Source organism: Enterococcus sp. DIV1059_2 (assembly GCF_051713685.1).
GTDB classification, from domain to species: Bacteria; Bacillota; Bacilli; order Lactobacillales; family Enterococcaceae; genus Enterococcus_D; species Enterococcus_D casseliflavus.
This window is the reverse complement of sequence record NZ_JBIOQK010000001.1, coordinates 695001-716964: the sequence shown is the minus strand read 5'-3', so window position 1 is coordinate 716964 and position 21964 is coordinate 695001. Positions and strand designations below refer to the sequence as shown.

The window sequence follows — 21964 nt, the reverse complement described above, 5'->3', positions numbered from 1 at the left end:
GAGTGTAGCATGTTCCATTTTCAATAGCAAGAAAATATTCACAAACTCTCTCACTCGATGAAAAACGACCACAAATGTTCAAAAACAGTTGTGGTCGTAGCATTAAAATCGGGGTTTTATTATAAAAATTCAGCGAATTCCGTTGCTGCTTTTTCTTGATTTGCCGTGATTGCTTCCAGTTTCAACCCAGCCATCGCACGTTCCATCATCCCTTCGATATCGAGACGTTCTTCATATTGGTGGACCTTATCCAGTCTTGGGCGCGTCTTTGGTTGAGGAGGTGCAAAGATTGTGCAGCAATCCTCAAATGGCTGAACTGATAATTCAAAGGTATCAATGGCTTCGGCAACTTCAATGATTTCCAATTTGTCCATCGTTGCTACTGGGCGCACGATCGGCGTATTGGTTACTTCATTGATGGCGACCATGCTATGCAAAGTTTGTGAAGCCACTTGTCCTAATGATTCACCATTTAAGATGATCAAGCCATGACGAGCTTCCCGAATCGCATCCGTCAAACGCAACATCATCCGACGGGTGATGGTCATCCAATAGCCTTGTGGCACACGATTTTTGATTTCTTCTTGGATTTCTGTAAACGGAACTTCGATAAACTGGATGCTTCCCACATAAGGCGCAAGCTTCTTCGTTAAATCTTTGGCTTTTTGCAACGCTTGTTCACTCGTATAAGGAGGACTTGCGAAATGGACCGCTTCGATCTCAACGCCGCGTTTCATGGCAAAGTAGCCTGCAACTGGCGAATCGATACCGCCAGAAAGCATCAACATTCCCTTTCCACTGGTGCCCACTGGCAGCCCGGCTGCTCCTTGGATCGTTTCATAAGACAAATAAGCGCCATCGATCCGTATTTCTACACGCAAATTGATGTCTGGTTTTTTCATTTGGACTTTGATATCAGGAAAACGGTCGATCACCGCATTCCCTAAGGTCAAATTCAACTGGTTGCTATCTTGCACAAACGAATGATCACTGCGCTTGGCTGTGATTTTGAAGGTCTCAACGCCCGTATAGATCTCTGCCATGACGTCTTGAACGGCTTTCTTTAATACTTCGATATCTTTTTCGACCCGAATGCTGGGGGAAAAGTTTTGAATCCCAAAGACTTTTTGCAGCTTAGGAATGATCTCTTGGCTGTTTTCACCGTTCAATAGCAAGTGCATGCGATCTCGCTCGGCATGAACTTTGACATGGGGATAATCTGCTAAGGTACGTTTGACGTTTGAAGCTAATTGCATAATAAAACTACGACGATTTTTGCCCTTTGTTGACAGTTCGCCATAACGAACCATGATTTCTGAATAATTCACGAGAAAACTCCTTTGATTTGGATTGATTTTATAGTGGTCTGTCGTGCTTAATTGATTTTCGAAAATTTTTGGTACAACTGGTGGAAGACGATCAGAAACTGCTCGACTTCTGCCATCGTATTGCTCTCATCTAAACTGATACGAACAGCCGATGTTGCTAACTGTTCTGGAACGTGCATCGCATGAAGCGTACTGCTGGCCAGCTTTTTACGGGAGGAACAAGCGCTCGTCGTCGAAAGATAGATCTGCTTTTCTTCAAAGGCATGGACTAAAACTTCTCCTCGGATCCCTTTTAATGAAAAACAAAGTATGTGCGGCGCAAACCCTTCTGTGCCAGAAAAAAGCGTGACTTTCTCGTACCCAGCCAGTGCTTCTTGCAAATAGCCTTTTAATAATTGAACATGGTTCGGCTTTTCAGCCTTGTGTTCTGTCGCTAAACGTAGGGCTTTTGCCATAGCAACGATTGCTGGTACATTTTCGGTACCGCTGCGCTGGTTTTGCTCTTGCCCACCGCCGGTCATCAATGGCGCCAGCTTACGGCCTTGTTTCCAATAGATAAAGCCTGCGCCACGAGGTCCATGAAATTTATGCGCAGAGAACACGGCAAAATCGACCCGCTCATTGAACCATTGTTCTTGCGGCACCTTTGTGATGGCTTGGACGGCATCCACATGGAAATGGATCGTTGGATGCTCCGCTAGCACAGCTGCGATCTCATGGATCGGTTGGATCGACCCTACCTCATTATTGACCGCCATCACCGAAACCAAAATCGTTTCTTTGCGAATCATGTTTGCTAATTCAGACACGTTGACAAAGCCTTGGGCATCGACAGGCACAACACTGACTTCAAACCCTAACTCGGCTAATTGAGCCGCTGTTTCACTGACGGCAGGGTGTTCAATACTGGAAATAATCAGGTGATTCCCATAGGCTTTTTTCGCTAAAGCAGTCCCTTTGATGACCCAGTTGTCTCCTTCAGTTCCCCCACTGGTAAATGCGATCTCTTTGGAAGAAACGTTTAACAGATCGGCGATCTGCTGACGAGATTGCTGCAGCAGACGATTGGCTTGATTTCCTAAATCATGCAGGCTTGAGGGATTGCCGATAATTCGCTGACTGACTTGGACATATGTATTTAAAGCTTGTGGATAAATAGCGGTTGTTGCACTGTTGTCAAAATAGATCAATGATAGGACCCTTTCTCTAAAAAAATTCTTTCCCATTATAACTGCTCTTGGGCTGAGTTTCAAGGTGACTCGCTGGCTTTGGCTTTTTTTAAAGGAAACTTTTCCTTCCTTCGTAAGCGGTACTCATGCAGCGAGCCATTCTTTCCATGAAAAAAGCCAGTCAGTTTTTCACTGCTGGCTTTCGTATTATACTAAGTCGCGGTTATTGAAGTAGAAGTTTTCGATCCGTTTGAAGGCACCTGGTTCTACTCGTTCCAACGCTGTGCCGATTTCATCTAGCGCATCTTGATAGCGATATTCTTTACTGAACAAGTAAAGTGATTTGTCGATCGCTGCCTTGATATCTGGATGAGAATGACGATAGCGGTTGGCATATTGCATCATTTGCTCAGTCAATGCCGCAGCATCCACTAAGTCTTTTGTTTGTTCATCTAAAAGATCAAGATCTTCTTCACAGACAGAAACCAATTTATTGATTTCTTGCATGTTGATGCGAATCTTGTTCAATTCTTTGCCTAGTTCTTCGACACGATCCGTTGCCACGAAGAAGAATTCTAAATACTCGCCTGGCAAACCAGGTAAGCGTTGTTTCTCAACAAACCGTTTCAAGTTGCGTAGACGGAATTCGAAGCTTTCCACTTTTTCTTGTGCAACTTTTTCGCCACGACGTAATTCCGCAAGAGAATCATCGATTTCAACTTGCTGGCTTTCCACATCATCCAAAATCTTGTAGGCATCTTTGTAGAAGCTTTGCACTTCTGAATACGGAATCTCATGTTTTTCCAATTTCGGTAAGTACTCGTTGTTGCGGCGAGCCAATTCGTCCACTTCGGTTTGGAAGCCGCGGACGCGACCCAATTCATTATGATTCAAAGTATAGCTTTGCGCCGTATGATCCAACTCGATCAACAACTGACGGTTGTTCTTCGTTGCGTGGTCAATGTAGTCTTCGATGATCTGACGATTTTTCATGACATATTTCTTGGCATTGATCTCACGTTCCATCACCGTATACAAGGCATCGATATCACTTGCAGTATCACGGCTTGCCACTTCAACGGAAGCGACTTCTGTTTTCGCTAGATCGTTCATGGAGTTTTCAACCCGTTTTTTCACACGGTTGATTTCTTCTTGGAAGTTTGCTTCTGGGAACACATATTTTTGTTCTAATAATTTTTTATAACCCTCTTGGATTTCTTTCAACTGATCAGGGAAGGTACGATTTAATTCTTCGTACGCCGCTGGGATCCGTTTCATTAGGTCTTCCACTTCATAGGTGTGTTTTTCCGCTTGGTCTAACACTTCCCGTGCTTCCACAGGATCGCCTGAAGTATTTAAGGTAACAAATTGGGTGAACTCAATTTCAATGTTTTTGATTTGTTTTTGCAGCTCATTGTAGGCAGGACCGAATTCTTCGCCTTGATCCCGCAGCTTCTTCTTCAAGTCTTCGTAAACGTCCAGCGCTTTTTGAACTTCCAGTGAATTTCGTTCTTCACTTTCTCGTAATTCTTTCAAGCCTGCGCGAATCTCTTCCACTTGGCGTTCCATCTCGTCCATGGTCGCTTCGGCTTGGACGATCGCCCCTTTTGCTTTAAAAAAGCGGATGCGTTCGTTCAGCTCTTCCACTTCAAAGATTTGACTTTCAAGTTCAGCAAAAGATTTTGTGGAGATATCTGTCCATTGTTGGTTCCACTCACGGAAGGTGTTTTGACTTTGACCAACCAAGTGCATTCTTTTTACTTCATCGACTTCTTCGATCACCGGCAAGTCAAACAGATTTTCTTTGCGTTTTTCCAAGTCATTCAGCTTTTCTTGGTTTTTCTTCCGCATGAAAAAGCCAATTGCATACAAGACCGCTGCGATGATGATGATGGCAATGACAATTCCAAAGATGATATTAGTTCCCATTTTGTGGTTCCTCCAATTTTCAAATATACATGTTTCGTCTAAAACCTGCTGATCAGCAGATTGATTGATAAGTTCGTTGAGTATAAAAAGGACAGATAGTCCCTTTATAAAAAAGCATCTACGCTAGATTATAGCATAAAGAAAAAAATCAAGCATTAGATTGAGGCAAAAAAGATCGACTTTTTTCGCATCGAATAAAATAAATCACGGCTTTTCCAGCGTTAATGAAAACAAATCGTGAAATTTACATCAACAAGTGACTTTTTTTCTGATTTTTCCGGTTTTTTTCAAGAAACCGCTTGATTTCTCCCTATTGAAACTGTACTCTAGTAAAAAGCTTGAACAGGAGTAATGTCAAATGAAAGTAGCGAAATTCGGAGGCAGTTCCCTTGCCTCAGCCGAACAAGTCGAAAAAGTTGTTGCGATAATTGAAAGTGATCCTAAAAGACGGTTTGTTGTTGTTTCAGCGCCTGGTAAGCGTTCCAGCGACGATCAGAAAGTCACCGATCTGTTACTAGCTGTCTGTACCCGTCTGTGTGCCCAAGAAGAAATCACTGATTTAATAGAAGAAATCTATGCCCGCTATACAGCGATCGCCGCCCCCTTTGGTATCGAACAAGTCCATTTAGACCGCATCTGGCAATCATTGGTGGCTTTTCAAACACTGCCTACCCAAGACAATCCGCATCTTTATGATACAGTCTTGGCAAGCGGCGAAGACAACAACGCCAAATTGATCGCAGGGATTTTACAAAGCCGTGGGTTAGCTGCTCGCTACATGAATCCGCAAGAACTTGGGCTGCTGGTGACGGATGAACCTCAAAACGCCCGTATCTTGAACAAGTCGTACGCCAAGATTGCACAATGGCGCGACAGTCCTGAAATCTTAGTGATTCCTGGCTTCTTTGGCTACACAGAAGCGGGCGAGATCTGTACCTTCTCTCGAGGAGGATCAGATATTTCTGGTGCCATCGTGGCGGCTGGTCTGCAAGTAGAATTGTACGAAAACTTTACCGATGTCGATGGGATTTTTTCTGCTCATCCAGGCTATGTTCATCATCCAGAGTCCATCAAAGAAGTGACCTACCGAGAAATGCGAGAGCTGTCTTATGCAGGCTTTACTGTGTTGCACGATGAGGCGTTGATGCCTTCATACCATGCGAAAATTCCCGTGGTGATCAAAAACACCAATAATCCAAGTCATCCTGGTACCTTGATCACCAACCAGAGAGACAATTTGGATCAGCCCGTGATCGGCGTTGCCAGTGACGAAGGCTTTTGTATGATCTATATCCGCAAATACTTGATGAACCGCGAAGTTGGGTTCACGTTACGGGTCTTAGAGATTTTCCGTGAATTTGATTTAAATTATGAACACATGCCTTCAGGAATCGATGATATCTCGATCATTATGCGCTCCAACCAGTTGAATCCAGTATTGGAAGAAGAACTGCTGCGCAAGATCGCCTACGAGATCGATCCCGATGAACTGCGAATGACCCACGATCTATCCATGGTCGTCGTCGTTGGTGAAGGAATGCGTCAACGAGTCGGGATCACTGCCGACAGTACCGCTGCCCTTGCGCGGAAAAATATCAACTTAGAGATGATCAACCAAGGGTCCTCTGAGGTCAGCATCATGTTCGGTATCCACAAAGAACAAGAAAAAGCCGCTGTAAGAACCCTTTACTACACTTTCTTTGATTAAACCAAACGTGCCAGTTGCACCACTCCTTTTGCTGATAAGCAATCGGAACGGGCAACTGGCACGTTTGGTTTTTATTCTGACGATTCTTGGGCTTGTTTTTGTGCCAATTGGCGGTTGATTTCTGCCTTGATTCGCGGTTCAGGAGCAAACCGTTCTTCCCAATCGCTCGGCTTCATGACTTTGTGGGTCTCAGGATCATAATGAGGCTGCCCATCTGGAAAAAGTTTCCCCATGTTGGCGTCATGAACGATAGCCAGAATCGGCGCTGGATCGACCCCTAACAGTGAAAACGAGCCATAGGTAAAATACAGTAGATCACAAAGCGCATCGACTTGTTCTACTAGAGAATCACTGACAGGCTGTTGTTTGGCAGCCAGCTTGGCTTGGGCTTGATCGATCGCTTGATGCAAATGCTCCAGACCTGCTTGAAAGGTCTCTTCGTCATTGTTGCTGGCAGCATAAAGGAACTCAACTAATTCTTCAATTTTAAAACCAGCACGAAACTGGGCTTTTTCCGCTGAAAAAGCTTGTGGATATGGCGGTCGCGTTGGATCAAAGGTTTTATGAAACTCTTCCGTCATTTCAAATGGACTCATTTTGCTCGCTTCTTTCTGCTTTTTCTCATGGTTCTTTTTTATGGTTCTGCGCTGTCTTCTACGTTGCTTCATAGATTGGCTACTTGCTTATTTTTTTATTCCCTGGCTTGGGCATCCTCGGCAATAATGCCAAAATGGATTAAGGCTTTCTTAATGCCGTCATGATCGTTAGTATCCGTCACAAAGTCAGCACTGGCTTTAGTGATGGGCTGGGCATTGCCCATCGCAACGCCGATCCCCACGCCTTCTAACATTTCCACATCATTAAAATGATCCCCAAATGCCATCGCTTCTTCCATCGCGATCCCTTCATAGGCCAAAAACTCTTTGATGCCTTTGATTTTCGAACCGTTTTTCGGCACGATGTCAACAGAATAGGCATTGGATCGCTTAAAATCACATTGCGGCAGCTTGGACCGTAATTTTTCGCGCTCTGATTCAGGGCTCAGCATAATGCACTGATAGATGGGCTCTCGTAAAATGTCCAACGATTCATAGCGTTTGGCGTTGCGATTGGGACTAAAACGCTGCAAGACTTTCTTTAAAAAACCGACGGGAAATTTTTTGGGCACATAGCGTAAGTAGCGCTGCATGACGGGTGATTGGCTTAAGCGGATCGTCAAGCTGCCAGCCACTTGGGTTTCTCCGCCAAACATGACTTGGCGGTAATTTTCATCTGCGTATTCTACGATCGCTTCCAGCGTTTGTTTTGGAAAAGGTTTAGCATAAATCAAGTTTTCCTTCGTGTAGACATATTGGCCGTTATAGGTGATAAACATGTCTAACGACAAGTAATCGATCACCTTCTCTAAATCAACCGGACCACGTCCGGTGGCAATGCCGCAGAGGACGCCATTGGCTTGGGCTTGTTTGATGGCTTCACGGGTACTGGCAAGCGCCTTGCCGTTGCTGGCAATCAGCGTGCCATCAATATCAAAAAAGATTGCTTTTATCATATGACTCCTCAAAATAATTTCAACTGATTAGGATTTAATGCTTCGTAATCGATCTGCAGCGCATCGATCAATGCGCGGGCATTGTCAGCGGCATCACGACCGGCATTATTATTGAAGACCACTGCGACTTCTTTGGCATTGGCTTCGATGGCTTGGACTGCGTGTTTTAACTCCGTTAGTTCGGCTTGGTCATAGCGATACAAGGTCCGCAGATTTTTGGCATCTGGTCCTGTCGCTGTCCAGCCGCTGTCGTTGCGTCCGTGAAAACGGCACAAGACAAACGCGGGATTGGTCACGGTTGGATCAAGGGGAATGGTGGTCGATAGCTTTTTCGGCTGATCAACAACTACTAAGGAAAACTGTTTTCGCTTCATATAATCGATCATTCCAGGATACAGTTTCGGCTGATACCAGCTGCTGTCTCTCAGCTCGATCGCCACTGGGTAGCCCGCAAACCATTCTCGCACTTGGTCTAAATAGGCGACATTTTCTTTCGTACATTTAAAGCTGTTGGGAAACTGCGCCAATAGGCAAAAGAGTTTGCCTGCTTCTACCATTGGCGCGATCGCTTCTTTATAAAGCTGCAGTGCTTCGGTCATAGTCAACTGATCTGGCAAATCCCCTTGGGTGGTCACACTTTGATGGACTTTCAACACAAAGCGGAAATTTTCGGGAATCTGGGTCAACCAGTTGCGCACGTCTTTTTCTTTTGGCAAAAAATGATAGGTGGTATCCAGCTCAACTAGCGGAAAATAACGGGCATACTCAAATAATTTCGAGTTTTTTCTTTGCACGAGACTGCCATGTTCACTAAATGTGGTACAACCAATTCGAATCATTTTTTCCCATCGCTCCTTGTTTTCTTATTTTAATAGTATACAATAGTTTTGAGTTAAGAGTAAATAAATCATTGCAGGTGATGAAAAAATGAAACGAATTCTCGTGTTGCACACTGGCGGCACCATCGCCATGAAAGAAGACACCCTGACAGGCGGCGTCAGCCCTGATGTCAGCAATCCGCTGATGGATGCACCGATCCACATTGACGACGATGTTGAATTGATCGTCGAAGACATTTTTAATATTCCCAGTCCTCATATGACCCCAAAAGAAATGCTGCAGTTGAAAGAACGTATCCAGCTGGCGCATTTAAGCGGGGTCGATGGGGTCGTGATCACTCACGGAACCGATACGCTGGAAGAAACAGCCTTCTTTTTAGATACCACAATCGGCGGTCAGTTACCGATCGTGGTGACTGGCGCCATGCGCTCAAGTAATGAAATCGGCAGTGACGGGCTTTATAACTTTGAAAGTGCGATTCGGGTGGCGAAATCACCTGATGCCTTAGGAAAAGGCGTCTTAGTCGTCATGAACGATGAGATCCATTCCGCACGTTATGTTACGAAGACCCACACCACCAATATTGCGACATTCCGCACCCCGACATTAGGCCCGATCGGCTTAGTCACAAAGCACCGTATCTTGTTCATGCAAGAGCTGTTAAATAACCGCCATTTGGATGTTGATCGTGTCGATGGTCTGTTTCCGATCGTCAAAGCCTATGCGGGAATGACTGGGGAATTGTTCGATGCTTTAGCCGACTCGCTGATCGATGGACTAGTGATCGAAGCTTTAGGCGCTGGCAATCTGCCGCCGCAAACCATAGAGCCTTTGAAAAAACTGATCGCTAGAAACATTCCAGTCGTCTTAGTTTCTCGCTGCTTCAACGGCGTTGCCGAGCCGGTCTATGACTACTTAGGCGGCGGGATCGAATTGCAAGCTCTTGGGGTGATTTTCTGCAATAGCATCAATAGCCAAAAAGCCCGTATCAAATTGCTAATAGCAAAAAACCGTGGGTTGACCATGGATGAACTGCCTGATTTCATGGAGAATTAACCAAACAAAAACCCTTTTGCCATTCCGCTAATGGAGGCAAAAGGGTTGTTTTATTTTTCTCGCCAAGTAAAGATGGCTTCGCAGTAAGTATCCTCACCGATCTTGATCTCGTGGATCGTTTGCAGCGGCACAGCCTCGCCGGCTTCATCGACTGTCTTCTCATTGATTTGAAAATGGCTTTCGATCAAATGGCCGTAAGCCACTTCCCGATCAAAACGGATCGTCACTTGTGTCACTTCATGTTTTGTTAAAAACTCATAGCCTAAGACGTCCATCAGCCAATTGAAATACATGGCATTGTTGACATGCTGATTGCTATCAATATCGTAGAAACGCACTCGATACGGCAAAAATTGTCCTTGCGTGATAGGGGTGATCTTCGGATAGCGTTTGATTCGCTTGATTTTTTCACTGCCAAAAGGCGCCACGATCTCATCTGGTACACTGCTGACTTTGCGCGTCTTCGGATCCATCAACGCAAAAACCGCCTCGATTTTGACCAGTTCCGTTCCGTCTTCTGCCAATAACCAGAAGTAACGGTAGCAGAAAAATTTATTGTATTCTCTCGCCTGGGTCGCCACTTGGATCTGCTCCCCTACGCGCGGCAAACGAGTCACCGTTATGTGATAGCTGGTGATGATCCAGGTCAAGCCATAACTAGCGATGACTTCTGGTCCGCGGTTTAACGCCGCACTTTGTTCCTCTGATGTCTTGATGGCGATGCCTAGCATGGCTGGAAACGTCATCGTTTGGTTGACATCACATTCATAATACGCCACTTCATGTGTGGTTTGATACTTTGCTGCCATAGTTCTAATTGCCTCCTAAAAACGACTCAATATTTCATCGACACTTGGTCCATAGCTTTCGCCAAACTGATTCAAATGGACCAATAAATAATACAATTGATACACTGGCAGTCGCTCTTGCCAATCCTCATCTAATGGATAGACTTCTTGATAGCCTTCCAAAAATTCCTGACGAAAACCACCGAAGAGCTGGGACATCGCAATATCCATTTCTCGATCCCCATAAGCGACTGCTGGATCAAGAAACACTGGTTCTCCTTGCTGATCGAACAGCACATTCCCCCGCCAAAAATCACCGTGTAATAAAGCAGGTGTGACGCTGCGATCACGCCAATTCTCATGCAAAAATTCTTTCAAACGCAGATAAGCAGCTTCCCGTTTGGCATGCCAGCGGTTACCCAGCTTCGCTAGTTCGACTTGCACATCCAAACGGCAGACTGTGTAAAAATCAAGCCAATCGGTGGTTTTCGGATTGACTTGCGGCAAAAAGCCGATGTAATTGTCTTCGTAAAACCCAAAAGACTCCTGCGTCTGCTGATGAAGCCGAGCCAAGCTTTGACCTAAGCGTCGCTGCTGTCCTTCCCCACCATCGATCCATTCCATCAATAAAAATGCCCTCTCTTCAGTCTGACCGAGACGTTCGATTTTTGGCACCCGCACGAAAGGGGCTAATTCAGCTAAGCCGTTGATCTCTGCTTGAAAGAACACCGATGAAACATGAGGATGAGTTTTTAAAAAATAGCGATTTTCTGCTGTAGTGAAACGATACGTTTGATTGACATCCCCACCACTGATGGGCGTCAGCGAGCCGGTCATCCCGATTGCTGCGAACAATGCTTCCTCCATACGGATCTCCCTTTCTTTACTCAGTCAGTTGGGCATTCAAATACGCTTGCTCTTCTTTCGTCACCCCTAGTCCCTGCAGGAGATACTGATCGACCGAACCGAAATGCTGATCGATCGCAGCCAAGCTTTCATCAAGAAAACTCTCTTTGGCACTCATCAAAACCGTGATCGCTGTTAACAGCTCTTGCGGCAAATGCTGGGTCATTGGGGCAAATTTTTCTTTTAGCATTGGGGCTAAATAGCGATTGGTCGCTAAATAATCTTCTTTGATCGTCGTTGGTGCCACCGCCAACACATGCAGCAATAAAAAGGCGCCAAAGCCTGTGCGATCTTTGCCAGCGGTACAGTGGAACAAGGTTGCACCTTCGCCTTCCGCATTAGCGATCACATGATCAAAGAACTGCCGATATTGTTGGCGGGCATAGTCGCTTTCAACAAAGTGACGGTAGACTTTTTTCATCTGCTCTTCGGCATCTTCCCCATCTTCCAAGTGTTGCTTCAAGCTTTCTGGCGACAAGGAAACCATCGTTTCGTCTTCTTTAAAAATAGGTAAAAAAAGCTGCTTTGCTGTGGCGATCGGTCGATCAGGTTGTGCATTGGCTTCAGCGATGGAGCGAAAATCAATGACCTGATTGACCCCATAGTTTGCCAGTACTGCTTGATCTGAAGCAGTCAATTCATTGATCGCCGCACTGCGGATCAATTTTTTTCGTTTGATCGTCGTGCCGTTTGTCGTTTGATAGCCGCCAAGTTCTCTGACGTTTGCTGCTCGTTCTAGTTGAATCAATTGTGTCATTGCTTATCCCTCCCGCGATGTTCTAGTTAAAAGTATAGCAGAAACTTCGCTATTAAGGGCACTGAAACCTAGATTTTTCTATGAGCTGAGCTTTAACGGACAAAAAAAAAGAAAGACCACACGCAGTCTTTCTTTGCTTTCGCTTGTTACAAAATGTTTCTATTCGGCTTCGATCACGGCGGCAGAATCATCTAAAATCGAACGATCCAGTTCGTTGATACGACTGCTGGTCACCATTCCTGCAACCATACTGTCGCTGACATTAACGAGTGTCCGTGCCATATCGATCAATGGTTCAACAGAAATAACTAAGCCTACGATGGCAATCGGCAAGTTCATTGAGCCTAAGACGATCAATGAAGCAAAGGTTGCGCCACCGCCGACACCAGCAACACCGAATGAGCTGATCGTAACTACTGCAACTAGCAGCAGGATAAACTGCCAATCAAAGACATTGATCCCAACCGTTGGTGCAACGATCGTTGCCAACATCGCTGGATAAACACCCGCACAGCCGTTTTGACCAATCGATAACCCAAAGCTGCCCGCAAAGTTAGCCGTGGCTTCATCAACACCTAACGCTTTGGTTTGGGTTTCGATGTTCAATGGCAAGGCACCCGCACTTGAACGAGAAGTAAAGGCAAAGCTCAAGACTGGAAAGGCCTTTTTGAAATACGTTACTGGATTGACCCGAACAGCGATCAGCAATAATGAATGAACAAGTAAGACCAAAATCAAAGCCGCATAAGAGGCGATGATAAATTTGCCTAAGTTCAAGATGGCTTCAAAATCACTTGAAGCTAATACATTAGTCATCAATGCCAAAACGCCATAAGGTGTCAGGCGTAAAACTAACGTGACGATACGCATCACGATTTTATATAAGCTGTCCATCAAATTCGCAAAAGTTTCCGCTTCTTTCGGTGATTTACGTTTGACACCAAGAAAGGCGATCCCCACAAAGGCTGAGAAAATCACGACCCCGATCGTACTTGTCGAACGAGTACCCGCAAAATCGGCGAAGACATTGCTTGGGATGAAGGAAACGATTTGTTGTGGGATCGATAGATCTTGGACTTGTGTCGAACGTTCCGCTAATTCTGCGATCCGCGCTGTTTCCGTTGCCCCTTCGGTAAAGCTGGCACCGTCAAGACCAAAGACCATGACCATCACAATTCCGATCAAGGCAGCGATCGCCGTTGTCCCTAGCAAAGTCGCAAGAACCGTAAAACTGATCTTCTTGATTTTTTCGCTTTCTTTCATCTTGGTGAAAGCACCAACGATCGAAACGAAGATCAAGGGCATGATCAGCATTTGCAAGAGAGCTACATAGCCGCTACCGACCATCGTGATCCAGTCAAGAGCTTGCGTGACAACGTCAGAGCCTGTCCCAAAAATCAGCTGCAGCACGCCACCAAAAACGATCCCGACGAACAACGCCGCAAAGACCCGCGTAGAAAACTTCACGTGACGTTTTTGCAATAAGTAGAACCCATAAATAAGGGCAGCAAAAAGTAGAACAACAATAATAGTTAACAGATTTGTCATTTGAATCCTCCTTTTGTTCAATAAACATGACAAAGTCTGTCAGAGGAAGTAAAGGTTCCCAGTGACCATTCTTCAACAGTTCACTCTAATGAGACGTGTGGCATCATTAGTGACTATTCCATTTTAAAGAAGTTTGCTTTATCTTACAATAAATAAGTTCCCACTTTTCCGGGATGGTACCGCTTTTTTGTTAGAAAATAAAAAAAAACCGTTGCCGCAACCCCACACTGTTAGGATTTCTACTTTCCTAACGGTTGGATTGCGGCAACTGGTTCGTTATTTTTTCATTTCATTTTTTGAAAAGTTTCAGAGAATATTCAAGAGGTCAATAGAAATTGCTGACTTACGCCAATGCCCCCATTGGGTCCCAAGGTGCTAAGACTGTTGGTTCTGCTTCAAAGGCAGCCAATTGTTCTGCTGTCAGGAACTCTTTGCGAACCACGATTTGATAGGTGTATTCATCCATCCACGCATCGCTCATAACGAAGAAGCCATTCGTTCCGACTTTTTCACCCCAGCTGTTTTCGACTTTCCATTTGGTTGATTCGCCGTCGATCAAGTCAACGCCAGTCAAGACCATCGCGTGGGTCATTAAGCTTTCGCCAAAATCTAAGCGTTCTGCTTTGGTCATCGTAAAGTCGATGTCAAATAGGTCGTTGATATCATACGCATCTAATGCCATGATCCCAGTATCTCTGGTAGAAGATTGACCGACATCACAACCGAACCACACGGACTCCCCTTGTTCCAATTGAGCGATCGCTAATTTTTTGAAGGTCGGCATATCGACATTCAAGTATTTGACTTCTTTGCCGCCAACCACGTTCCCTAGCATTTCTACGGTATACGATTGATTGTAAGGCTTGTCGGCAGTTGGTGCGTTGATGATGCTGACATAATCGTCAAGGTCCACCCCGACATATTTTTCATAAAAGCTTTGCGGTGTTAAGTTGCGATCAATGTGATAGTTTTTGTCTTCATCACGGTATTCAAAATCAAAGGTTTCTGGCGGTGTGCCTAAAGAAGTCGCTAAGAAACGATAAATGTCTTCCAACATCGCTTCTTTGGCTGTTTGGATGTCTTCAGCTGTTTTGCCTTCAGCCACTAGCTGACGCAAAGCAACCGCATCTTTACGCAGTTTTTTGTTCAAGTAATTGTTTAGGTCACGAGAATTGGAAGAGTTGCTGCTTTCTGGCATGACCGTTTTTGGTACGACACCATATTTTTGGAAAATCGAAACGATCATGTCCCATTGCCCACCATCTTGTTGTGGTGTTTGCAATAAGAAAGCAACTTTGCGACTTGTTAAAGGCTCGTTAGCAGTTGCTAAAATATTTTCATAGAAATAGTTGGCTTTTTCGTATTTGTCCCAAAAGAAGGTATGGTTTTGCGACAATTCAAATTCTTTTAGATTGAAATCATTCAGCATCTTATGACGGAATGTATTCAATGCGGCAAACATCCAGCAGCGGCCTGATTGTTTTTGGTTTGAGACTTTCCCGGTTGTCACATCAACTGAAAAAACTGGCACATTGTTGACTTTTGCTGACACGTTTTCCGCAGAAGCGGTGATCCCATTTTTCACAACACTCCGTTGTAGTGCCGTTTGTTTATTATTGTCTTGATACGCTTGCGCAAAGGCAGCGGTGGTCTTTTTTGAAATTTCTGACATATTTCTTCATCCTTTCACTTTCCGTTCCTTCCATTTTACGCCTCTGCCTCTCAAATAACAACCGCTCCTAGAAAAATGAAAGGATCATCTTTCTAAGAGCGGTTGCTCGTATCAAGGATTTAAAGAGTTAGCATCAAAAGCAAAAAGCCAAGTAAAACAAAGGATAGCCCTCGTTCAAATCGTGCATAAAGGAAGCGGATCGGACGACTAGCTAGCAAGATCGTCAGTAAAACACTGGCTAACACCAACGTCACAAAGCCTAATACCGACAGGTTCAAGTCGGTGATCGCTAATGCCCGCAAGCCCTTGATGAAGATCCCCTGTAAAAGATAGACCAGCAGAGTGTTTTTGCCCCACTTCGTAAAAAAGAGGTGCTCTCTATGCACGAGGCTCAGAAAGCCGATGATCCCCATCAGCCCGATCACGAAAAAGACCGCACGCAAGGGACCGCCGAACAACGGATAGCTCAAGTAGTCGTCATAAGGCTTGGAACCAAAAACCATGTACTTGTTCATCCCATGAAAAAACGCGATAAAGGTGTAGATGATCGGTAAGAAAAGCAAACTGATGGTCCGAATCTTTGGTTTCAATAAAAAGCGCATCTCATTTTTGGGAAAATAAAACCCGATGATGAAAAACGGCAAAAAGACAAAGGTCCGCTGCAAGGTCAACACTTGATTTAAAAATGGCACGTAGCCAGCGAAGATACTCAAGGCGATACTCAGCAAGATCGCCTGCTTTTTGGACATTTTTTGAAAGACTAACAGCGAGAGCTGCCAAAAGAACATGCTAAGCAAAAACCAAAGTGCCCATTGCGGATTCAACAGTTGGATTTTTAACGACTCCCGTAGACCGATCAACCAGTAATAGACGGTGTAAAACACCTGAAAGAAGACATAAGGCAGCAAGAACTTTTTCATCAGCTCACGTAGCTTGTGTCCCTTCGTCAACGGTTTGGCAAAGTACCCAGCCAGAAAAACAAAAGCTGGCATATGGAAAGTGAAGATAAAATAATATAGGTCATGATAAAACTTCTGATCGCCGATAAAAGGCTGTAGTAAGTGACTGAAGACGACCAAGATCATCAGTAAAAATTTTGCATTATCAAAGTAAGCCGTTCTTTGCGATTGGCTCATAAAAAGTTCCTCCTCTAAGTTGTATCTGTCAAAGGATACCTGATCCATGAAACAGAACTGTAACAAGCTATTTACTTTTTCCTAACGATTCTTGTTCATTTGATTACCAGTTGCTATTTTGTATACTTTGTATTAATATATATAATACAAAGGAGCTGTCTTCGATGATATTTGATATTCAAACCCAAAGCAACCAACCGATCTACCAGCAGTTGCGGGAACAGATCATTGTCGGTATCGCAAAAGGCGATTTATCCGCTGGCGAATTGCTACCATCCGTCCGTCAATTAGCCGAAGAGATCGGCATCAATACCATGACGATCTCAAAAGCCTACAATTCCCTCAAAGAAGAAGGCTTGTTAGTCACGGATCGCCGTAAAGGAACCGCCGTTGCCGCACCACCACCGTTTACTTCTGGACAAGAAGCGGAGTATCGCCAAAACTTGCAGCTGCAGCTAGCAACCGCTCTCTTACACGGCAAAAGCAAGCAAGCGCTTTTAACGGATGTTCAACAACTGCTGGACCAATTTCCTGAAAGGAATGAATGCAAATGACCTATCTTTTTTTCATTATTGCTCTTGTCCTCTGTGGGACGACCGCCTTTGGTTTACGCTTGATCAGTAAACCCCACAAAAATGTTTTACTCGAAAATACCCTTGCCCCTGAGCATCTGGATGATCCTAGCGTCCACAGCTTGATCACAGAATTTCGCAAGCGTATCTTACAAATCGTTGGTACATTTAGTGTAGCAAGTCTCCTTTTTTTGTTCAATTTATCTGACTCCATCATCCTTACCCTGTTCTGGCTTTATATGGCCGCTTTGCTGGGGACAGCTTACCTGGTGCAAGTGCATTACATCGGGAAAATGCGGCAATTGATCCTTGCCAATGGATGGGAACTACCCATCGATCCGATTCGGATCGATACAAAACTCGTTCAAGCCAAAAATAAACGGATGCTGCCGTGGTATAGCCTCGTTCCTGCGGGGATTTTGTTGATGATCAGTTTGTACCAAGCATGGCAGTTGCCTGATCTTTCTACAGGATACTTGATGGGCGGCGTCTCCTTAGCAATTTTTGCGCTGTTCGTCTATCTCTGGGTGATCATCAGCCGCTTACCCGTTCGCGGGATCAGCGGTGATTCAGCTATCGACCAGCACATCAATGATTTAACAAAGCGCTATTGGTCCTTATTGATCGCTGTCACTTGTACCATTACGCTGCTCTTGTTGACTGTCCCGCTGGCATCCATGTCCGCTACTGGAGCATTCAGTACTATCCTCTTAGTGCTCTTTGTTGTTTTGGTTGTTTTCTTGATCGTCTTTACCTTCTTCTTGTTGCTAGATCTACGTAAAAAACAAGATCAGCTCTTAGAACCAGCAGGACAACCGCGCTATTATGGTGAAGATGCTTACTGGCGATATGGTTTTTACATCAATCCTAATGATGCGCGACTGTTTGTTCCTGACCGTGTTGGGATGAATATCGGCATCAATCTAGGCAAACGTAGCGGACAAATCGTCTCAGGTATCACCGCTGTCTTCTTACTTGTATTAATGGTCGGTACCATCATTCCGATGTATCGCTTAGATTTCGCTCCTGATGCGATCACCGGTGAAGTGCAAGGACAAGAAGTCACCTTCGATGCACCAATGACTGGGAAAACAACGGTCTCTTTGGCAGATATAGAGACGGTGGAATTGATCGAAGCTTTGCCATCGCCTCGTGTTCGTACCATGGGTGTAGGAACCGCCAGTTACCAAATCGGTAAATTTACCGTTGCTGGTGATCCTGCCAGAATGTTCGTGGACATAAACTCGACACCTATTTTAAAAGTCACCACCAAAGATGGGCCAACCGTTTTTTACACAAATAAAAAAGCCGCCGAAACGACGGATTTATACGAGGAACTAGTACAGAAGATTTCCTTAGCGGAGTGAGTGTTCTGGAGAAAAAACTGGGGAACCCATTATCTCCAGGCTATCCACAACCAAAAAAACGACCTTCCGAAACGAAGGTCGTTTTTGATACTCCGGCAGTAGGACTCGAACCTACGACATCATGATTAACAGTCATGCGCTACTACCAACTGAGCTATGCCGGAAGAATCTATCTGTACTATACCAAATAGTCAGATAATTTAGCAAGAGCAAAAATCAATTTTTTGTTCCTTTTTTTCAAGAAAATCCCCTTTTAGAAACTTCCCTTCCCGCAAAGTGTTTTTCTCAAGAAATATCCGAAAATCTCATTGACAAAGCAGCGCCTTTACGGTATTCTATATCTTGTGTTAAATAACACGCCGCTTTAGCTCAGTTGGTAGAGCGCATCCATGGTAAGGATGAGGTCGACGGTTCAAGCCCGTCAAGTGGCTTTGGTATGACAACGTTTGTCGGACGTTGTCTTTTTTTGTGCATCTAATTCCCAAAGTATAGCGATAATTTCTGAACTTAATCATTCGTACGCCCCTAATTTCCTGCGATATACAAAAGAAATAAGATCGTAAAACCCAATAGTAGGACCGATACAACTGCTTTCACTATCCTCGCTGCATCTTTAAATTTAAACAAGAGCGTATATAGATTAATAAAGTAAATGATTGATAGGGCTGCTTCTTGCGAATATTCTTTTACTTGGATCAAGCCTAGCCATATAATCAGCAAAAGAATCGAAAAAACAACCAAATAGTTTTCTGCAACACGCTTCATTTCATTCTCCTTTTTTATTGTTTAAAATTGATATAACAAGATTTATTCCAACATCCTCTCAATGTCCCTCATTATTTAAACAAGAATCTGAAATACAAGGTTTAATTCCGCAAGTCAAACTTGACCAATTACCACGGGGTGAAGGTTCAATTCAATTTAACCAATTCATTTCAAATGCCTTCTTTCTATTTAATTATGAAAAGTATAATAGTAGGCAGAAAAATAATTACTATAAAAATAACAAACATGATCATTAAAATTTTAAAAATCTTTTTCATCATTTATTTCTCCTTTCCAACAATATTCGATTGTATTCTGCTGCATTCTGTAAAGTCGATAAATTATCAGCCCCTCTCTCAAATACTTTTCCTACAGCCTTTGCTTATTAAAAGTGTAACAAACTACCTCTTCTAATAGTCAATTTTTATAAATTTAAATAAATTTTTTTTTACAAAACGAACAAAACGGGTTTTCCAATTGGTGCTCACAGCTCAATTTTAGACACATCTTTTTTACCACAAAAAACCCACTCTCCTAAAGCTAAGAGAGCGGTTTTTTCAACTACACTAAATTTTTTAAAAGGATACGCTTTATGCTGAATTAAAAAATAACATACTGTTTCCGTTTGATTCAACTTCTTACTTCACGACCAACACCGTACATTTCGAATGATTGACGACATAATCGGTAGTTGAGCCTACGACAGCTCGGGTCAATGTGCCTTTACCAGTTGCACCAATAATGATCAAATCAATCGGGTACAATTCTGTTGCTGCATGAATGATAAAGCGTTTTGGATCGCCCACTTCAACGATTACCTCAACCTCTTCTACCCCATGCTGATTGGCATCATAGATTTTTTTCAACATGTCCGTTTCCACACGCAATTTTTCTTGGTCAAAAATTTTTGCAAAAGCATAGGCACTTGTGGATAACTCAGCATTGTTGATAACAGAGAGGACATACAATTTGGCTTTGTTCATACGACAAATCGCGAGTGCTTCTTGGAACGCTTTTTCTGACTGATCCGACCCATCCAAGGCAACAAGTACATTTTGACAATTACGTAACATCCAAATCGCCTCCTTTTCTTTATTTTACCACAAAAAATGGAAGCGTTACAAAAAAGGACAAGGTCTACTCTTAAGAGACCTAAAACTTCCTTTAAGATTTGTGAAGTTCCTTACTTGTCTTTGTGATTATGCAGTAAAATAAAGAGAAGAATGATTCGAGGTGAAAGAAATGCGCTCTTTTTTCCAGGCTGCGGTCACTGTGCTCTTGTACTTAGGGCTTTTCTTGCTGATAATCGGTATTATCGCCTTTTTCTTGCTAAAACTTTAAGCTTGGTTTGTTGAAAAGCAAGTTGCTGTCACATCCCTAAGAGGAGTGATACACTTGGTTTATCAACAATTATCGAAACGAAACAGTTTGCTGCTCACTCGTTTCAAAAAGGAGATCATGCAAAATGGACTTACATATTACCCCTACTGCCGCTGCTCGCTTTCCAGAAGGACACGACTTATATATTCTGACGAGTAATGACGGATCGAACCAATTTTCTTCAGCAGCTGGATGCTGTATGATCGGCGAACGTTTTTTGATCACACCGATTGACGAACCGTTAGACCCATACAATGAGTTAGTCTCAAGCAATCAGTTTACTTTCTTTACATCAACCTATGATCAAATGTTCTTGACTGGTCATCTGATTCTAGATGTTCACCCAACTTCAGGAACTTTGATTTTGAAAAACGAAAGCGGCTATTTGGATACCAATCTTTTATTGGAATCCTCTCCACAGTTGAAACAAACGAATGCGTAACTAAAGAGCTGACAAACGCCTTGTAAGGTGCTTGTCAGCTCTTTTTCTCTATAATGAATCTGGAATCAACGCTAAGAGTTCTTGTGTCTCAGCGGCTAAAGCGATCGCACCAGCATCAAGCAATTCTTCTTTTGACCCAAAACCATATAAAACGCCGATTGCCGGTAACTGGTTTTCTTTTGCCCCTAAAATATCATGCTCACGGTCGCCGATCATGATGGTTTGCTGCGCTTTTTGCTCCTTTTCGATCTCAGTTAACGCGTAGCGGATAACGGCCGCTTTTTCCCCACGTTTATTCTCGAGATCCGCCCCATAGATTCCTTTGAAATAGCCATCATACTTGAGATGGGTCAGGATCTCTTTTGCAAAAACTTCTGGTTTCGACGTAGCGATATACAAATCGTGATCCTGCGCCAGCTCCTGCAATGTTTCTTCGATCAACGGATATGGTTGGACTTGAAACATGCCCGCTTGACGATAATTTTCCCGGTAGAAGGCAACGGCTTGCTGGGCAGCAGCTTCATCGAAGCCCAATCCACGGAAGGATTCAATCAAAGGCGGCCCCACAAAGCTCCGCAGTACGTCTTGCGCTAATTGCTCTTTTCCCATTTTTTCCATCGCATATTGAATCGATCCATAGATTCCTTCACTCGAATCAATGATCGTTCCATCTAAATCAAAAAGTACTTTCTTTCTCACGCCATCGTCTCCTTTTCTAATAGTATAGAAAAAAACAGCAGTACAAGCAACACTTCTTCCTTTTCGTTCTGATCTCATCTAAATAAAAAAGACGCTGCCCCATCAAAGGCAACGTCTTTGTTTTTGTCATTTTATGTAAAAAAAAAGATAGCATATGCTATCAAGCAACTCCGGCAGTAGGACTCGAACCTACGACATCATGATTAACAGTCATGCGCTACTACCAACTGAGCTATGCCGGAAAAATTGAAATGCGTGGCGACGTCCTACTCTCACAAAGGGAAACCCTTCACTACAATCGGCGCTAAGAAGCTTAACTTCTGTGTTCGGCATGGTTACAGGTGTATCCT

Annotated in this window: 21 protein-coding genes, 3 tRNA genes and 1 rRNA gene (1 of these 25 running past the window's edge); 6 read left to right on the top strand and 19 right to left on the bottom strand. The window is 43.8% G+C overall.

The annotated features are described in order from the left end of the window. Positions 1–119: 119 nt before the first annotated feature. The 3 genes from thiI to ezrA all read right to left on the bottom strand — a co-directional run bounded on the left by thiI (position 120) and on the right by ezrA (position 4426). On the bottom strand, positions 120–1328 hold the full coding sequence (gene thiI / locus IGI72_RS03385) for a tRNA uracil 4-sulfurtransferase ThiI (RefSeq protein ID WP_005225147.1): 1209 nt from the start codon (positions 1326–1328) through the stop codon (positions 120–122). Positions 1329–1375: 47 nt separating this feature from the next. Beyond that, positions 1376–2518 carry a cysteine desulfurase family protein gene (locus IGI72_RS03380; RefSeq protein ID WP_438755059.1) on the bottom strand — a complete coding sequence of 381 codons (1143 nt, stop codon included), beginning with the start codon at positions 2516–2518 and terminating at the stop codon, positions 1376–1378. A 186-nt stretch (positions 2519–2704) separates the two neighbouring features. After that, the gene (gene ezrA / locus IGI72_RS03375; protein WP_005225145.1) at positions 2705–4426 is read right to left on the bottom strand and encodes a septation ring formation regulator EzrA; all 1722 of its coding nucleotides are present in this window, start codon (positions 4424–4426) and stop codon (positions 2705–2707) included. A gap of 358 nt (positions 4427–4784) precedes the next feature. Between ezrA and IGI72_RS03370 the strand changes: the two genes are divergently transcribed. Next, positions 4785–6134: an aspartate kinase gene (locus tag IGI72_RS03370; protein ID WP_438753138.1), complete on the top strand. Its 1350-nt coding sequence runs from the start codon at positions 4785–4787 to the stop codon at positions 6132–6134. 71 nt (positions 6135–6205) lie between these two features. On the opposite strand, the gene IGI72_RS03365 is transcribed toward IGI72_RS03370, so the two are convergent. From IGI72_RS03365 to IGI72_RS03355, 3 genes are all read right to left on the bottom strand, one after another. Beyond that, positions 6206–6730, bottom strand: coding sequence for a haloacid dehalogenase (locus IGI72_RS03365; RefSeq protein ID WP_034695349.1), 525 nt, complete (start codon positions 6728–6730; stop codon positions 6206–6208). 95 nt (positions 6731–6825) lie between these two features. After that, positions 6826–7686: a Cof-type HAD-IIB family hydrolase gene (locus IGI72_RS03360; protein WP_005225142.1), complete on the bottom strand. Its 861-nt coding sequence runs from the start codon at positions 7684–7686 to the stop codon at positions 6826–6828. Positions 7687–7694: 8 nt separating this feature from the next. Continuing rightward, positions 7695–8525: a DUF72 domain-containing protein gene (locus tag IGI72_RS03355; RefSeq protein ID WP_016610430.1), complete on the bottom strand. Its 831-nt coding sequence runs from the start codon at positions 8523–8525 to the stop codon at positions 7695–7697. Between the two features lie 88 nt (positions 8526–8613). Here IGI72_RS03355 and IGI72_RS03350 point away from each other — a divergent pair, with 88 nt between their 5' ends. Beyond that, complete coding sequence (locus tag IGI72_RS03350) at positions 8614–9582, top strand: asparaginase (RefSeq protein WP_005225140.1); 969 nt, start codon at positions 8614–8616, stop codon at positions 9580–9582. Positions 9583–9632: 50 nt separating this feature from the next. On the opposite strand, the gene IGI72_RS03345 is transcribed toward IGI72_RS03350, so the two are convergent. From IGI72_RS03345 to IGI72_RS03320, 6 genes are all read right to left on the bottom strand, one after another. Continuing rightward, positions 9633–10391, bottom strand: coding sequence for an acyl-ACP thioesterase domain-containing protein (locus tag IGI72_RS03345; protein WP_010747450.1), 759 nt, complete (start codon positions 10389–10391; stop codon positions 9633–9635). Between the two features lie 15 nt (positions 10392–10406). Beyond that, a complete protein-coding gene (locus tag IGI72_RS03340; protein ID WP_074934642.1) occupies positions 10407–11237 on the bottom strand; it encodes a fructosamine kinase family protein in 831 nt (276 codons plus the stop codon). A 16-nt stretch (positions 11238–11253) separates the two neighbouring features. After that, the gene (locus tag IGI72_RS03335) at positions 11254–12033 is read right to left on the bottom strand and encodes a tyrosine-protein phosphatase (RefSeq protein WP_438753135.1); all 780 of its coding nucleotides are present in this window, start codon (positions 12031–12033) and stop codon (positions 11254–11256) included. A gap of 159 nt (positions 12034–12192) precedes the next feature. Then, positions 12193–13581: an L-cystine transporter gene (locus IGI72_RS03330; RefSeq protein ID WP_010747447.1), complete on the bottom strand. Its 1389-nt coding sequence runs from the start codon at positions 13579–13581 to the stop codon at positions 12193–12195. A gap of 343 nt (positions 13582–13924) precedes the next feature. Beyond that, a complete protein-coding gene (locus tag IGI72_RS03325; protein ID WP_005225135.1) occupies positions 13925–15253 on the bottom strand; it encodes an aminopeptidase C in 1329 nt (442 codons plus the stop codon). A 119-nt stretch (positions 15254–15372) separates the two neighbouring features. Next, entirely contained in the window at positions 15373–16389 is a 1017-nt protein-coding gene (locus IGI72_RS03320) for an acyltransferase family protein (protein ID WP_438753133.1), read from the bottom strand. 164 nt (positions 16390–16553) lie between these two features. Here IGI72_RS03320 and IGI72_RS03315 point away from each other — a divergent pair, with 164 nt between their 5' ends. Further along, positions 16554–16943 carry a GntR family transcriptional regulator gene (locus tag IGI72_RS03315; protein ID WP_005225133.1) on the top strand — a complete coding sequence of 130 codons (390 nt, stop codon included), beginning with the start codon at positions 16554–16556 and terminating at the stop codon, positions 16941–16943. Then, complete coding sequence (locus IGI72_RS03310; RefSeq protein ID WP_428221153.1) at positions 16940–18328, top strand: hypothetical protein; 1389 nt, start codon at positions 16940–16942, stop codon at positions 18326–18328. The genes IGI72_RS03315 and IGI72_RS03310 overlap by 4 nt, the downstream gene beginning before the upstream one ends. 90 nt (positions 18329–18418) lie before the next feature. On the opposite strand, the gene IGI72_RS03305 is transcribed toward IGI72_RS03310, so the two are convergent. Continuing rightward, a tRNA-Asn gene (locus tag IGI72_RS03305) sits at positions 18419–18492 on the bottom strand. 194 nt (positions 18493–18686) lie between these two features. On the opposite strand from IGI72_RS03305, the gene IGI72_RS03300 reads away from it, so the two are divergent. Beyond that, positions 18687–18759: transfer RNA gene (locus IGI72_RS03300), tRNA-Thr, on the top strand. 94 nt (positions 18760–18853) lie between these two features. Here IGI72_RS03300 and IGI72_RS03295 read toward each other — a convergent pair. The 3 genes from IGI72_RS03295 to IGI72_RS03285 form a co-directional block, all read right to left on the bottom strand. Then, a complete protein-coding gene (locus IGI72_RS03295; protein WP_010747444.1) occupies positions 18854–19093 on the bottom strand; it encodes a hypothetical protein in 240 nt (79 codons plus the stop codon). Between the two features lie 484 nt (positions 19094–19577). Further along, a complete protein-coding gene (locus IGI72_RS03290) occupies positions 19578–19727 on the bottom strand; it encodes a hypothetical protein (RefSeq protein ID WP_438753130.1) in 150 nt (49 codons plus the stop codon). Positions 19728–19731: 4 nt separating this feature from the next. Continuing rightward, the gene (locus tag IGI72_RS03285; RefSeq protein WP_074536338.1) at positions 19732–20166 is read right to left on the bottom strand and encodes a universal stress protein; all 435 of its coding nucleotides are present in this window, start codon (positions 20164–20166) and stop codon (positions 19732–19734) included. 392 nt (positions 20167–20558) lie between these two features. Here IGI72_RS03285 and IGI72_RS03280 point away from each other — a divergent pair, with 392 nt between their 5' ends. Beyond that, a complete protein-coding gene (locus IGI72_RS03280; protein WP_015509034.1) occupies positions 20559–20915 on the top strand; it encodes an iron-sulfur cluster biosynthesis family protein in 357 nt (118 codons plus the stop codon). 48 nt (positions 20916–20963) lie between these two features. On the opposite strand, the gene IGI72_RS03275 is transcribed toward IGI72_RS03280, so the two are convergent. The 3 genes from IGI72_RS03275 to rrf form a co-directional block, all read right to left on the bottom strand. After that, complete coding sequence (locus tag IGI72_RS03275; RefSeq protein ID WP_005225128.1) at positions 20964–21614, bottom strand: HAD hydrolase-like protein; 651 nt, start codon at positions 21612–21614, stop codon at positions 20964–20966. A gap of 168 nt (positions 21615–21782) precedes the next feature. Continuing rightward, positions 21783–21856 (bottom strand) — tRNA-Asn (locus IGI72_RS03270). Positions 21857–21867: 11 nt separating this feature from the next. Beyond that, positions 21868–21964 (bottom strand): 5S ribosomal RNA (gene rrf / locus IGI72_RS03265); it runs 19 nt beyond the window's last position.

Coding starts and splice junctions, on each gene's coding strand:
- IGI72_RS03350 (WP_005225140.1), top strand. CDS start 8,614: ATGAAACGAATTCTCGTGTTGCACACTGGCGGCACCATCGCCATGAAA.
- IGI72_RS03345 (WP_010747450.1), bottom strand. CDS start 10,391: ATGGCAGCAAAGTATCAAACCACACATGAAGTGGCGTATTATGAATGT.
- IGI72_RS03310 (WP_428221153.1), top strand. CDS start 16,940: ATGACCTATCTTTTTTTCATTATTGCTCTTGTCCTCTGTGGGACGACC.
- IGI72_RS03280 (WP_015509034.1), top strand. CDS start 20,559: ATGGACTTACATATTACCCCTACTGCCGCTGCTCGCTTTCCAGAAGGA.
- IGI72_RS03325 (WP_005225135.1), bottom strand. CDS start 15,253: ATGTCAGAAATTTCAAAAAAGACCACCGCTGCCTTTGCGCAAGCGTAT.
- IGI72_RS03315 (WP_005225133.1), top strand. CDS start 16,554: ATGATATTTGATATTCAAACCCAAAGCAACCAACCGATCTACCAGCAG.
- IGI72_RS03330 (WP_010747447.1), bottom strand. CDS start 13,581: ATGACAAATCTGTTAACTATTATTGTTGTTCTACTTTTTGCTGCCCTT.
- IGI72_RS03335 (WP_438753135.1), bottom strand. CDS start 12,033: ATGACACAATTGATTCAACTAGAACGAGCAGCAAACGTCAGAGAACTT.
- IGI72_RS03370 (WP_438753138.1), top strand. CDS start 4,785: ATGAAAGTAGCGAAATTCGGAGGCAGTTCCCTTGCCTCAGCCGAACAA.
- IGI72_RS03365 (WP_034695349.1), bottom strand. CDS start 6,730: ATGAGTCCATTTGAAATGACGGAAGAGTTTCATAAAACCTTTGATCCA.
- IGI72_RS03285 (WP_074536338.1), bottom strand. CDS start 20,166: ATGTTACGTAATTGTCAAAATGTACTTGTTGCCTTGGATGGGTCGGAT.
- IGI72_RS03320 (WP_438753133.1), bottom strand. CDS start 16,389: ATGAGCCAATCGCAAAGAACGGCTTACTTTGATAATGCAAAATTTTTA.
- IGI72_RS03295 (WP_010747444.1), bottom strand. CDS start 19,093: ATGAAGCGTGTTGCAGAAAACTATTTGGTTGTTTTTTCGATTCTTTTG.
- IGI72_RS03355 (WP_016610430.1), bottom strand. CDS start 8,525: ATGATTCGAATTGGTTGTACCACATTTAGTGAACATGGCAGTCTCGTG.
- IGI72_RS03360 (WP_005225142.1), bottom strand. CDS start 7,686: ATGATAAAAGCAATCTTTTTTGATATTGATGGCACGCTGATTGCCAGC.
- IGI72_RS03340 (WP_074934642.1), bottom strand. CDS start 11,237: ATGGAGGAAGCATTGTTCGCAGCAATCGGGATGACCGGCTCGCTGACG.
- ezrA (WP_005225145.1), bottom strand. CDS start 4,426: ATGGGAACTAATATCATCTTTGGAATTGTCATTGCCATCATCATCATC.